Origin of the sequence: Pseudoalteromonas sp. P1-8 (assembly GCF_001399985.1) — a bacterium.
Classification (GTDB): Bacteria; Pseudomonadota; Gammaproteobacteria; order Enterobacterales; family Alteromonadaceae; genus Pseudoalteromonas.
Window position 1 is genome coordinate 136,574 of record NZ_LJSO01000006.1, and the last position, 13,916, is coordinate 150,489.

Consider the following 13,916-nt stretch of genomic DNA (forward strand, 5'->3'; position numbering starts at 1 on the left):
TTTTAAGCGACTTCGATGGTGATGTTCGCTTTAAGTAATGCTATACTCCCGCCGAATAATTTTTCGACTTTATTAAGAGTAAAATAATGGCAGATTTATCGAAGTACAGAAATATTGGTATTTTCGCCCACGTTGACGCGGGTAAAACTACCACCACTGAGCGTATCCTTAAGCTTACGGGTAAAATTCATAAGACTGGTGAGGTACACGACGGTGAGTCTACTACTGACTTCATGGAACAAGAAGCTGAGCGCGGTATTACAATCCAATCAGCAGCTGTAACTTGTGAGTGGAAAGGCCACCGCTTAAACGTTATCGATACTCCGGGACACGTTGACTTCACAGTAGAAGTATACCGTTCACTTAAAGTACTAGACGGTGGTATCGGTGTATTCTGTGGTTCTGGTGGTGTTGAGCCGCAGTCAGAAACTAACTGGCGTTATGCGAACGAATCAGAAGTTGCACGTGTAATCTTCGTAAACAAACTAGACCGTATGGGTGCTGATTTCTACCGTGTTGTTGGTCAAGTTGAGAAAGTACTTGGTGCTAACCCACTAGTTATGACTTTACCAATCGGTATCGAAGACCAATTCACTGGTGTTGTAGACGTACTTGAGAAAAAAGCATACGTTTGGGATGACACTGGTCTTCCTGAAAACTACGAAGTACAAGACGTTCCAGCTGACATGGTAGACAAAGTTGATGAATACCATGAGATGCTTGTTGAGTCTGCTGTTGAGCAAGACGAAGACCTAATGATGGCTTACATGGAAGGTGAAGAGCCTTCTCTAGAAGACATCAAACGTTGTATCCGTAAAGGTACTCGTGATCTTGCGTTCTTCCCAACATACTGTGGTTCTGCATTCAAAAACAAAGGTATGCAGTTAGTACTAGACGCGGTTGTAGATTACCTACCTTCGCCTACAGAAGTTGACCCACAACCTCTAACTGATCCTGAAACTGGTGAGCCTACTGGTGAAGTAGCAACTGTTTCTGCAGATGAGCCACTTAAAGCGTTAGCGTTCAAAATCATGGACGACCGTTTCGGTGCACTTACGTTCATCCGTATCTACGCTGGTCGCATGAAGAAAGGTGACACAATCCTTAACTCAGCAACTGGTAAAACAGAGCGTATCGGCCGTATGGTTGAGATGCAAGCTGACGAGCGTAACGAACTTACTGAAGCACAAGCGGGTGACATCATCGCTGTTGTTGGTATGAAGAACGTTCAAACTGGTCACACTCTTTGTGATCCTAAGCACGAATGTACACTTGAAGCGATGATCTTCCCTGATCCAGTAATCTCAATCGCTGTTGCTCCTAAAGACAAAGGCGGTAACGAGAAGATGGGTATCGCGATCGGTAAGATGGTTGCAGAAGATCCTTCATTCCAAGTTGAAACTGACGAAGATTCAGGCGAAACCATCCTTAAAGGTATGGGTGAGCTTCACTTAGATATCAAAGTAGATATCCTTAAGCGTACTTACGGCGTAGACCTAGTTGTTGGTCAACCTCAGGTTGCTTACCGTGAAACTATCACGAAAGAAATCGAAGATAGCTACACGCATAAGAAACAATCTGGTGGTTCTGGTCAATTCGGTAAGATCGATTACCGCATCAAGCCAGGCGAGCAAAACTCAGGCTTCACGTTCTCTTCATCAGTTGTTGGTGGTAACGTACCTAAAGAATTCTGGCCTGCAGTTGAGAAAGGCTTCGCATCAATGATGCAAGAAGGTGTTCTAGCTGGCTTCCCAGTATTAGACGTTGAAGTTGAGCTTTTCGACGGTGCTTTCCACGCAGTTGACTCATCAGCAATCGCGTTCGAAATCGCTGCTAAAGGCGCTTTCCGTCAGTCTATCCCTAAAGCGGGTGCACAACTTCTTGAGCCAATCATGAAAGTTGACGTATTCACTCCGGAAGACAACGTAGGTGACGTAATCGGTGACCTTAACCGTCGTCGTGGTATGATCAAAGACCAAGAAGCTGGCGCAATGGGCGTTCGCATCAAGGGTGATGTACCACTTTCTGAAATGTTCGGTTACATCGGCCACTTACGTACTATCACTTCTGGTCGTGGTCAGTTCTCTATGGAGTTCTCACACTACGCACCATGTCCTGCAAACGTTGCTGAAACAGTAATCGCTGCAGAAAAAGAGAAAAAAGCTGCTAAGTAATTAGCTTCTTAACTTCTTTTAAAAAAACCCGCACTTGTTGCGGGTTTTTTATTGCCTAAAAATCGTAAATGTATTGTCGTAATTTTTTCGATTACAAAGTAATCATTTCTTTCCTTTGTATGTTAATTAACCATTCAGCTTTGAGTTATTAATGTACCGGTACAGATATCGCACTTTTAAAGTATTTTCTAAATAGCTAATACGATTTAAGTGCTGCTGCTCTTAAATTGTACGATTTTAATACAAATTTAGTTTTCAAGAAATATATAAGCTTATTAGTAAGTTGTAGGCTAATTACTTTGTTCTAGTAAAAAAGTGCTTTTTTGTACCTTGTGTACCTTTTTTAGTCTATGTAAAATGGCGCCCGAATGATTTTTTAATCATTTTGTATTAAACGTCTGCTTATTAAATATTACAACTATAGAAATATACTCATGAAAACGATTAAGTTAAGTCCTAATTGGACTCTACAGGGAAGCAAGATAGCACTGGCTATTCTTGTTGCATTAAGCGTTACTTTGCTAGGAGCATCAATTTTGATGCTATTGTTGCCTGTTCTGCTATTTATTACTCTATTAAATTTTTTAGAACTGCGCTTCTTACACTGTTACAAGGCGGGGATTTGTTATTCGCGAGGATTAGGTAAGCGTTACATCAACGCTGAAGATATTGTCACTGTTGAATTTAACCCAATGGCATTCATCACAGTATTTAAAATTACCTTAGCGAATGGTAAAACACACCAGTTTATGAACTGGCAGATTGATGAGCTGCAACAGATTGACATTGCTAAGCTCTATAAGTCAAAAGCAGGTTGTGCCATAAAGCCTAATCTGCAATGTAAAGCCTAATACTAGCAAGCCTCAATAATGCTAAATTAAGTGAACTGAAATAAAAAAGGCCGCGAAATGCGGCCTTATTCATATGCAGTGTCGTTTATTTTTTCATACGACGACGAAGTGCAAATGGTAAAGCAAGTAAGCTTAACCAAGCAAATGAACCAGAATCATCGTCTTTTGACTCTTCTTCTGTTTCTTCTTCAACTTCTTCAGCTACATCTTCTACTTCATCATCAGCTTCATCGTTTGTGATGTTGATGTATAGCAGTTGTGCTTCTGATAGGTTACCTGCGCTATCTTCTGCACGGATCATCAGCGTAAGCTTGTCTTCTTCTTCGAAGTCTAGCTCTTTAGCCACTGTGATTTCACCTGCAGCACTAATTGCAATCGCATCAGCATGCTCACCTTCAATGCTAAAGCTTACTACTGGGGTGTAATCAGCATCACCATCAGAGAAAACTAGTTGGCCAATCACAGCGCCAATTTCACTATTTTCTACGATTTCGAATGATTGACTCGCTTCGATTACTGGTGCCTGCTCTGCAGGAATAGGCTCTGCAGATTGAATATCAACAATCACTGGATCGTGATCAGATGCGCGGTATGCATTGTCAGCGTATAGGCTAGCTTGTTGTGTCGATGACTTATACTCAAGGTTGTAGTCTAGGCTGATTGGCTCATCGGCATTGATATGCCAATCCGTAGCAGCGACAACTTTAGCAAGCATAGATTCAGAGACTAGTGCGTGGTCAAGGCTACCAATGCGGCCAGAGAAGCTATAAGAGTAACCTAATGTGTCGCCGTCTAGTTCAGCAACCGCACTCTTCAGACCTTTATCTGCAAATGCACGGATAGGATCTTCCATCGCATAAGAGTTCATATCACCGACTAGGATGATATCTTCATCTTCAACTTCAGTTGGGTAAGTTGCTAACCAATCAGCATATGCATTTGCACCCGCAACACGGATTTCATTCCAACATGCTTGACCATCGCCTAAGTCAGCATTATTACCTTCAGCGCTACCACAGCCGCCTTTAGATTTTAGGTGGGCAACGGCAACAGTGAAGATTTCTTCGCTTTCAAGAGATTGGAAGCTTTGTGCAATTGGCGGGCGATTACTGTAATCGAAAGGTTCTACTGTAGTATGAGCAGCCTTACCAACTTCAGATACTTTATTTGATCGATAAATCAGTGCTGTTGTGATTGCATCAGTACCAACTTGGTCAACACCGAAATCAACAAATGCGTAGATATTTTCTGCATCTTCATCATTAAGTGCAGATACTAAGCTAGCAATAGCGCTATTTTCACCGAAACCGTCATTTTCGATTTCCATTAAGCCAATAACATCAGCGTTAATAGCTGTAATTGCGCTAACTAATTTAGCTTCTTGGCGAATCAGCTCTTCTTCGCTATCAGCACCACGGCTAGTAGGGAAGCCTGCGCCTTGGCCATCACCATTGAAATAGTTTAATACGTTGAAGCTTGCAACACGTAGGTCTGCATCTTCGTTAAGCTCTGGAGCATCTGTACGAGGGTTAGTTGCAGTGAATTCAGGTTGTACTGTTGGGTGAATACGGTAACGGTCGAAGCTGTAACCCATTACACCCGTAATCGTATTAACAGTATCGCCTAAACGTAACGTGTTATAGGCATCAAGGCCCGTACCTGGGTAGGCAATAGGATCAAGGTTTTGCTTTGTTGAACCATCGTCGATTAAGATTTGTTTTTTCAGGTTTTCAGTTTCAACAGCATTTGCTGCATCACCTGGTAGTGCAACTTGAGTACCTTGGTATAAACGCTCAGTACCTAAGTCAACTTCACCATAGCGACCAAGACCGTAGTTGTTATTAACGACTAAAGGTTGATCTATGGTCACTAACATACCTTCGTAAGCTTCAAGGTCTGCCACGTCAGCAACAGGTAAAGTGATAGCGGTTGCGTCAGTAGATAAACCTGTCGCACAGATCTCAACTTGGCTAACATCGCCTAGTTGTGTTGCGCTGTAGTATTCAGCCACGCTACCTTTAACACGCACATGGTCACCAACAGCAACGTCGGTATCTGCGAAATAAACGAATACACCTTCAGAAGTAAGTGGGTTTTCATCAATATCAGCAGCAAGTGAGCTAATGAAGAAGCCTTTTAGTTGATCATCACCTTGGAAGTCAGCCGTAACAACACCTTCAACTTCTACTTCAGTGTCGATAAGAGGGTTGTCGCCGCCTTCACCTTGAATTGCGCTGATTAAGGTTTTTTCTGCACCACACTCAAGAGGAGTGACTGGCTCTGGTTCAGGCGTTGGCTCTGTGCTCTCACCATATTGACCTATATTGCTGAAATCGTCTTGGTCGAATTGCTCCCACTCATCGCTTGGGTTAAACGCTGAGGTTGCATCAGTACGGCCTGAAGTGATTGTAGCTTTACGGCGAAGTGTTTTATTTTGTGTTGAAACGCCGCCTTCATCCCATGCTGAACCTGGATCTACGCCCAGTTGACCAAAGCTATCAACAATTGCACCGTCTTTAGTTAGCACTAATGCGTCATCACCGTTGAAATAAGTGATTGTTGATTCAATGTCCGCATTGGCTTTTAACTCATCTGCAGAGCCTGCATTAACAATAACGTAGGTTGCATTTGCTGCAAGAGTACCGGTTAAAGCTAAGCTGTTATTAGGATCTGCTAAATCGCCATTACCATTTGAGTATAAAGAGATGGTGTAACCGTCAAGCGATAGCTCAGCACCAGAAGTGTTGTAAAGCTCTACCGCTTTATTGTTAGAGCTTCCTTCAACGTATTCAGAGATGATTAGGTTGGCAGAAGCAGGTGCGCTCAGGCTTGCAATCACAAGCGCGAGCGGCGTTAATTTTGTATTTATCATTATTTTTCCCGTGTATGTATTATAAAAGTCCCAATATGGGACACAGTACTTTAAGAAAAATCTATGACAAATTAAATACAAAATGTTAATAAAATAGGAATAATTACCAATTTTTAGAACATTTACTTTAGATTAGTTATTTTTTAACCAAATAGCTGCTTGTTTTGCAAAATAAGTCAGGATGCCATCGGCGCCAGCACGTTTAAATGCTAGTAATGATTCCATGATTATTGCTTCTTCTGCAAGCCAGCCGTTATCAATGGCTGCTTTATGCATGGCATATTCACCACTTACTTGGTAAGCAAATGTGGGTACACCAAACTCATCTTTTACGCGGCGTACTACATCTAAATATGGCATACCTGGTTTTACCATCACCATGTCTGCACCTTCTTGTAGATCGAGGGCTACTTCACGAATTGCTTCATCAGAGTTGGCAGGGTCCATTTGATAGGTCTTTTTGTCGGCACCTTTTAAGTTGCCTGCAGAACCTACCGCATCACGGAATGGGCCATAATAGCTAGAGGCGTATTTAGCAGAGTAAGCCATGATACGAGTGTGGATATGACCTTCGGCTTCGAGTGCTTCACGAATTGCACCAATACGTCCATCCATCATGTCTGATGGTGCAACTACATCCGCACCCGCTTCGGCATGCGATAGCGCTTGTTTAACTAAAATTTCAGTTGTTACATCGTTAATCACATAACCGTCGTCATCGATAATGCCGTCTTGACCATGAACAGTGAACGGGTCAAGTGCAACATCTGTGATCACACCTAATGTAGGAAAAGCTTCTTTAAGTGCGCGAACAGTGCGTTGTGCTAATGCATCTGGGTCATAGGCTTCTTCAGCAAGTAGAGATTTTTTATCGCTCGGTGTTACCGGGAAAATTGCCACAGCAGGGACACCTAATTCAACAAGCTCTTTTGCTTCTTCAAGTAGTAAATCGATAGAAAGACGTTCAATGCCAGGCATAGACTCAATAGCTTCGCGGCGGTTTTTACCTTCTAACACAAATACAGGAAAAATAAGGTCATTAACAGTTAGTTGGTTTTCAGCCATTAGGCGACGAGAGAAGTCATCACGACGCATGCGGCGCATACGTGTATAAGGGAAAAGGTCGAGTCCTGATTGGGCCATGCTTTGTATACTCCTAGTCTGGTAGAGGATAACTCACTACGCGATTTCGACCTGTTTGCTTGGCATGATATAAGGCTTTGTCGGCATAGTCAGTGAATAAACTTGGGTTATTAATGTCTTCAGCAATTGCGCTGTAAACACCTGCACTCAAAGTAAATTTAATCGTTGTTCCGGCAACTATTATATCAGTATTTTGGGCTGCTTTGCGTATTTGTTCGGCAATTTCTAATGCACCTGTCAGTGGCGTATTAGGCAACAGCACCACAAATTCTTCGCCTCCGTAGCGCGCCACTTCATCGAGAGGTCGTTTCAGGTGCTGTTTAATGACATCGGCAGCTGATTGAATGGTTTGATCACCGGTTAAATGACCGTAGGTGTCATTAATTACTTTGAAATGGTCAATATCTAACATGATGATGGCTAAAGGTGTTTGTTCACGTCGCGAGCGGCGAATATCCATTAGTAGCTTTTTATCGAAGTAACGGCGGTTCTTGGTTTTTGTCAGCGCGTCTTCCATATTGAGTTGTTCAAGCTCTCGGTTTTTCTCTTCAAGCTCGCGTAATGTCACTTGTAACTCAAAGGTACGCTCCTCGATATTCGCTTCAAGGTCTTGGCGAGCTTGTTCTTGCAGTTCAAGGCGCTCGCGCATTAAAGTATCTTTAGCTTTGCTCTCAGCTAAGGCATTTTGTTGTGCTGCAACTTCAGCATCGCGCTGCATCAAAAATAGTTTTATAACTGCATAGCTTAAACTTAAGCTACAAACCAAAAAGCAAATAAAGGTAAGTGACAGCACTCCGATATTTAAATTAAACGGGTTAAATACCCCAAGTGCGCTGTAAATAATGGCGCAGAAGAAAGCGAATAGGGCGATTAGAAAAGCGCTACAAGGCTGTTTATACTCACGGTTAAACTGCTTTAGAGCAATACTTGCAAAGATGATAAGCACCACTGGCAAACTTAATAAGCAAAGTGTAATTGCAATATGAATTGGTAAGAACCACATTGTTACAGTAATAAGTACAACCGCCCACGCTAGCCAATTCTGAAAGCGATTTAAGCGAGATTTGGTAAAGCCGAATATATAGCCTTGCAAGGGCACAAATAACGCACCACAGATAAAAAATAGAGTCGGAATAGTTAACTGTTGAAACGATGAACCGCTCGGTTGTAAGTAACGATAACCATAGCCATAAAGGTAGGCTAGCGACAACCAAAGTAAGGTAAGTAATAACCCTGTGTAGGCGAAATAGCGGCGTCTAGAGAAGCCATAAAGCACTAAATTAGTGAGTGCGAGAGATAAAATAAAACCGACTAATAAGCCGTATAATAAATTGAACTTACTTTTATGTTTTAGATATTCAGAGGGGCTCCAAAGGCTTAGGGGCACTCTTAAACCACCATTGTTTTTAACTTTGAGGAAGATTTCGGAATGGCTGGCTTTTGGAATAGTTAATGAGGCTAGCAGCGATTCATTTTTAATTTGCCGACTAGCTAAAGGAACGGCGTCACCAATTTTGGTGTTAAATAACACATGCCCACCTTGCAGATGAAAGACGCTCACTTCATCGAGTAAAGGGTTATCTATCGATAATATCAGGGGGACATCATTTAACGATGTGTTTTTTATCGATAGCTTGAGCCACAGAGGCTTTAAAGTCATGCCTAGATTTAAGGTTTCACCTCGGTTTTTCAGCCATTTTACATTAGCATTGCTAAACGCTTGTTGTTGAGTAATAGGATCAAGGGTGTACTCAACATTTAGCGTATGTTGAGACTTAAATTGTGAGCTAACAATAAGTGGGTTAGCCAATAAATAAGGAGTAAATAAAAAAACGAAGAGTACGCCACAAAGTGACCATAGGCGCTTCATCTTAACCCTTTATGGAAAATAATTGCTGAAAGTTTAGTGTAGTTTGTTTTGCCACTTCAGTAAATTCACAGCCTTTTAAATCAGCAATTTGCTGACACACATAAGGAAGGTTCTGAGGTTCATTGCGACGAGACTTCGGTCTTGGTCTAATATTTCTTGGCATTAAAAAAGGCGCATCAGTCTCGATTAACAAGCGATCTAAAGGGATTGATGGCACTAAGGTTTGTAGTTGCTCACCACGGCGTTCATCGCAGACCCAGCCCGTAACACCGATATAAAGCCCCATTGCTAGGTAACTTTGTAGGGCTTTTTCATCCCCCGTAAAACAGTGCAATACGCCTCGTACTTTGAAGTCACTTAAAATTGCGAGCATATCTTCACTAGCATCTCGCTCATGCAAATACACTGGCATATTCAGCTGCTCAGCTAGCTGCAGTTGGCGTCTAAAAACGCTGCGCTGAACGTCCCGAGGAGAAAAGTCACGATTGTAATCGAGGCCACATTCACCAATAGCAACTACTTCCTGGTTTTGGCTAAGCGTTGTTAAGTGTTCTTCAAGGTGTTCGTCGGCGGTTTTTGCATCATGAGGGTGAACCCCCGCAGTGCAAAATTGCTTAAATTGTTTGGCGAGGTTAAGAGAGGCTTGGCTACTTTGCAGATCGCAGCCAATCAGCAGTAGCTGTGTTACGTTAGCCTCAGCGGCGCGTTGTAACACAGCGTCATGAATATCATCAAATTGATGATTGCTTAAGTTGACGCCAGCATCAACTAGCGAAATGGTCATTAGTTAGTGCGCTTTACACGAATCATACGATTTTGGCCCTCAATCTTTAAAAGGAAAGAATTGAAGATTCCACGTTCAATAATCACAGTGTCATCTACTTTTAGTTTTAGTCTATCAGAGCCAACTTGGCGCCATTGCTGACCATTTTCAAGCTCAATGATGAGTTCACCGTAAGGGGCTTTTTTCACGCTTTTTACACTAGCGCTAATCTGGTCATCGTTTACTTTGGCAACTTCTTTATGCTCTAAACCAAAGTCTTCATTTTTTGTTTTTACAATTTGTTCATTTGTTGCGGATGCAGCGGCAACGGGTGCTGCCGTAGCTGCTGCAGAGCTTGCTACAGGTTGTTCTATTTGTTTTTTTATAGCAGGTTTTGATAGTGATTTACCCGCCATTACGTTGTCGTAACAAAGTAAGCGGTTAAAATCATTTTCAACAAAAGTACACGCTTGTAGTGCTTGTAAGTTAACTTCGTTTGCTTGTGCAGTGCCAGTAATCGTTAACAGTGCAACTAATGGAATGAGTTGTTTTTTCATTTATTCCTCTGATTCCTGTTGAGGTTTGGCGGTATAAAATGCAGCCAAAATTAAACCTAATTCAAATAATAACAGCATGGGTAATGCTAGTAATGTTTGTGACAGTACATCAGGAGGTGTTAGGAACATAGCAATTACAAATACACCTACCACGATATAAGGCCGTTTTTCTTTTAAACTTTTCGTTGTTGTTGCGCCACTCCAGCATAACAGCATGATGGCAACAGGTATTTCAAAGGCAATACCAAAAGCAAAAAATAGTTTTAAAGCAAAACTTAAGTAGCTACTAATATCAGGCGCTAATGTCATCATATCAGGGCCAGTGTTAGTGAAAAACCCTAAAATAATAGGTAACACCACAAAGTAGCAAAAAGCGATACCACTATAAAATAGCAAGATGCTAGAGGCCAAAATTGGCATTAGCATACGCTTTTCATGTTGATACAAGCCAGGTGCTATAAAGCTCCAAACTTGGTGCAGTATCATAGGAATAGCAGCAAATAACGCCACAAATAAGGTGAGTTTAAACGGTGCAAAAAAAGGTGCCGTTACATCCGTTGCGATCATGGTGGCAGTGCTAGGCAAGTTTGCAATAAGTGGTGCTGCAACAAAGCTATATATATCGTTGGCAAAGTACACCAAGGCGATAAATATTAGCAAAATGCTTAACAAAGCTTTCATGAGTCGATTTCGTAACTCAATTAAGTGGCCAACAAAGCCTGTGTGAGCTTGCTCGGTCATAGTTTACTATTCATCATCATTGTTATTGACCACAAAAGCAGAGATTAAATTCACTTTTTTTCGTCATTATTGTTACTTTCTGCTTTTTCAGGCGTGTCTTTTTTGTAACTGTGGGTGACTGACTGAGCAGCCTTTTGAAGTTCGTTTACAGAGTCTTGCAGATCTGGAGATAGTTCTTGCAAGTTTTGTTGCTCTGCTTTTTTTAAGTTTTCGTGAAGCTCATGGATACGGAGTTCTTCGTTCACTTCTGCTTTAACTGAGTTGGCGACTGACTTTAAGGTTTTTACCCAGCGGCTAACCGTGCGAATTGCCACAGGCAAGCGCTCTGGGCCTAATACAATTAGACCCACGATCAGTACGACAACAAGTTCCCACATCCCCATGTTGATTAAGCCTTATGGTCGTCTTTGCTTTTCTCTACGGTTTCTTTGTTTTGCGTGTTAGAAGCTTGTTCTATTTGCTCGCTTTTAGCGCTAGCTTGGTCATCATCAGATACGGCTTTTTTAAAGCCTTTTACTGCGCTACCTAAATCACCGCCGATGCCACGAAGTTTTTTTGTGCCAAATAACAATACGATGATTGCCAAAATAATGATTAATTGCCAAATACTGATACCACCAAAACCCATGGGTTACTCCGTTTTTTCAAATTTATCGAATAGACTTGTCTCGATTATACTCACCAAAACATAAATAGCACTTAGTTTATGCGCTACGCCATGCTGCAATAAAGCCTGCTACAGCAAAGCCTGCGGTAATTGCACTGGCAACTAAGTCATGCTGCAAATAACATAAGCCTGAAACAATCAAGCAGCTGCCAGCAAAGATGCTGAGTAACAAAGGTTTAGCAGATTGCGGCGCTGGCAATTGTACAGGTTGTTGTTGACGCTTTAAGTTTTGATAAATTAAATCAGGTAATTCAGGCATTTTTTCTGCCCAAAATGGCAAGTTCGCATACATTTTTTTCATTACTGCAAGCGGACCAACTTGTTCTTTGACCCAATCTTCTAGAAAAGGTTTAGCGGTTTTCCATAAATCAAGCTGCGGATACAGTTGTCTGCCAAGGCCTTCAACATACAACAGCGTCTTTTGCAGTAACACTAATTGCGGTTGAACTTGCATATTAAAGCGACGAGCCGTATTAAACAGGTTGACTAACACATGGCCAAACGAGATTTCGGCCAGTGGTTTATTGAAAATTGGCTCACACACAGTACGAATGGCAAACTCAAACTCTTCAATGCTGGTATCGGCGGGGACCCAGCCAGAATCAACGTGTAGTTGTGCTACTTGGCGGTAATCACGGTTAAAAAAGGCAATAAAGTTTTCTGCTAAATAGCGCTTATCTTCACGATTAAGGGTGCCTACAATACCGCAATCAATACCGATATATTTTGGGTTATGAGGGTTTTCGCGAGAAACGAAAATATTACCTGGGTGCATATCAGCGTGGAAGAAACTATCACGAAATACTTGTGTGAAAAACACTTCGACACCACGCTCAGCTAGTAGCTGCATATTGGTATTTTGTGCCAGCAATGCTTCGGTATCAGATACTGGAATACCGTAAATGCGCTCCATTACTAATACGTTACTGCGGCTGTAGTCACTGTAAACAAAAGGAATGTAGAGCGAATCTGAGTCTTCAAAGTTACGGCGTAGCTGAATCGCATTCGCCCCTTCGCGCATTAGGTCGAGCTCATCGAGCAAGGTTTTTTTGTACTCGTTTACTACCTCAATAGGGCGTAAACGTTTGGCTTCTTTTAATAGCTTAGCAACTAAGCGCGCGACTTTTTGCATTAGCATTAAGTCGGCATCAATTTGCTCTTTAATGTTAGGGCGAATGACCTTAATCACTACATCTTGTGGTGCGCCATGCTCATCAATTAAGGTTGCTGTGTGAACTTGTGCAATCGAGGCTGATGCTAAAGGTGTTTGCGAAAAATCACTAAACAATTCACTAATATCATTAATACCCAGCGCTTTTTCGATAAGCTGCTGGGCAAGTTCACCTTCAAAAGGTTCAACCTGATCTTGTAGTAGTGCAAGCTCTAATGCGACATCATGAGGGAGTAAATCACGGCGTGTTGAAAGCATTTGGCCAAACTTGATCCATACAGGGCCAAGCTCTTGCAGAGCAAGTCGTAAGCGCATACCTGCAGGTTTATCTTTATGTTGGTTACGTAACCAAAATAAGCTGCCACGGGCGAGTTTGGCAAACCAAGGCACTCGTTTACGTGGAATTAATTCGTCTAAGCCATAGCTCAGTAGGGTTTTAGTGATGTAATAAAGACGAGCAGACGACACACAAGTTCCTTAGCGCATTAGCGAGACTGTAACAGCGCGTTAATTCGCATCTCTAATTGAGATACTTGGCTTTTTAATTGGCGGTTTTGCTGTTTAAATTCAGCAAGCTCAAGAGGGTGTATAGTCACTGCTAACTCATCTTGGCAAAGCGTTGTTAAGGTGTTTTCTAACTTACTTTTTGTTTGTGAACCACGACGCTTTAAAGCTTGAATAGAGAGCCACAACTGTTGGGCTGGGGCATCGCCAATGTAACGCGAAAAATACTCAGGCCAGTCAATATCAAGCTCAGCAAAGGCATTGCTAAAGCCTTGTGCAAGATTTAAGTCGCCTTGTAAGTCGAGCTTATCTTGGCGAATGAGTTGCGTGAGCATTGATGGATCTTTAAGCGCCAACAAGGTGTCGATATCGGCGCTGATCATGCAATCAAAACTACGCTCTTGCGTACTGTATAAGTGAATTTGCTCGTCGCTGTAAACACACAAAATTGACTGTTGCCAATCACGTATCTCAATCAACAGCTGTTTATCAGCAGTTGCTGCAAGCTTACCCTTTAACTGAGTGTCTAACTGCAGCAGTTGATTAATGATTCGTTCGACTAGTGATAACAGAGCGTTTGCTAACATCGCGTTACCTACTTAA

12 protein-coding genes are annotated in these 13,916 nt (G+C 42.0%); 2 read left to right on the forward strand and 10 right to left on the reverse strand.

Annotation, left to right across the window (positions count from 1 at the left end; translation table 11 throughout):
* Window positions 1-86: 86 nt before the first annotated feature.
* Both fusA and AN213_RS10290 read left to right on the forward strand, forming a co-directional pair.
* Window positions 87-2,174 carry an elongation factor G gene (gene fusA / locus AN213_RS10285; protein WP_054562931.1) on the forward strand — a complete coding sequence of 696 codons (2,088 nt, stop codon included), beginning with the start codon at window positions 87-89 and terminating at the stop codon, window positions 2,172-2,174.
* Window positions 2,175-2,608: 434 nt separating this feature from the next.
* Complete coding sequence (locus AN213_RS10290; protein ID WP_150114711.1) at window positions 2,609-3,025, forward strand: hypothetical protein; 417 nt, start codon at window positions 2,609-2,611, stop codon at window positions 3,023-3,025.
* Window positions 3,026-3,110: 85 nt separating this feature from the next.
* Here the strand turns inward: AN213_RS10290 and AN213_RS10295 are convergent, their stop codons facing one another.
* The 10 genes from AN213_RS10295 to AN213_RS10340 form a co-directional block, all read right to left on the reverse strand.
* Window positions 3,111-5,897, reverse strand: coding sequence for an ExeM/NucH family extracellular endonuclease (locus AN213_RS10295; protein ID WP_055198574.1), 2,787 nt, complete (start codon window positions 5,895-5,897; stop codon window positions 3,111-3,113).
* A gap of 132 nt (window positions 5,898-6,029) precedes the next feature.
* Complete coding sequence (hemB, locus tag AN213_RS10300) at window positions 6,030-7,040, reverse strand: porphobilinogen synthase (RefSeq protein ID WP_055198575.1); 1,011 nt, start codon at window positions 7,038-7,040, stop codon at window positions 6,030-6,032.
* Window positions 7,041-7,053: 13 nt separating this feature from the next.
* Window positions 7,054-8,910, reverse strand: a complete 1,857-nt coding sequence (locus AN213_RS10305; RefSeq protein ID WP_095209739.1) for a diguanylate cyclase — start codon at window positions 8,908-8,910, stop codon at window positions 7,054-7,056.
* A 1-nt stretch (window position 8,911) separates the two neighbouring features.
* Window positions 8,912-9,694, reverse strand: a complete 783-nt coding sequence (locus AN213_RS10310; RefSeq protein ID WP_055198576.1) for a TatD family hydrolase — start codon at window positions 9,692-9,694, stop codon at window positions 8,912-8,914.
* Window positions 9,694-10,230, reverse strand: coding sequence for a hypothetical protein (locus AN213_RS10315; protein ID WP_055198577.1), 537 nt, complete (start codon window positions 10,228-10,230; stop codon window positions 9,694-9,696). Before AN213_RS10315 ends, AN213_RS10310 begins: the two co-directional genes overlap by 1 nt.
* Window positions 10,231-10,971 (reverse strand): twin-arginine translocase subunit TatC, encoded by a 741-nt coding sequence (gene tatC, locus AN213_RS10320; RefSeq protein ID WP_055198578.1) that lies wholly within the window; start codon window positions 10,969-10,971, stop codon window positions 10,231-10,233.
* A gap of 50 nt (window positions 10,972-11,021) precedes the next feature.
* Window positions 11,022-11,354 carry a Sec-independent protein translocase protein TatB gene (tatB, locus tag AN213_RS10325; RefSeq protein WP_054562925.1) on the reverse strand — a complete coding sequence of 111 codons (333 nt, stop codon included), beginning with the start codon at window positions 11,352-11,354 and terminating at the stop codon, window positions 11,022-11,024.
* Window positions 11,355-11,359: 5 nt separating this feature from the next.
* Window positions 11,360-11,599, reverse strand: coding sequence for a Sec-independent protein translocase subunit TatA (gene tatA / locus AN213_RS10330; protein ID WP_054562924.1), 240 nt, complete (start codon window positions 11,597-11,599; stop codon window positions 11,360-11,362).
* Between the two features lie 76 nt (window positions 11,600-11,675).
* Window positions 11,676-13,277: a ubiquinone biosynthesis regulatory protein kinase UbiB gene (gene ubiB / locus AN213_RS10335; protein WP_055198579.1), complete on the reverse strand. Its 1,602-nt coding sequence runs from the start codon at window positions 13,275-13,277 to the stop codon at window positions 11,676-11,678.
* 17 nt (window positions 13,278-13,294) lie between these two features.
* Window positions 13,295-13,900, reverse strand: a complete 606-nt coding sequence (locus AN213_RS10340; RefSeq protein ID WP_055198580.1) for an SCP2 domain-containing protein — start codon at window positions 13,898-13,900, stop codon at window positions 13,295-13,297.
* Window positions 13,901-13,916: the final 16 nt, after the last annotated feature.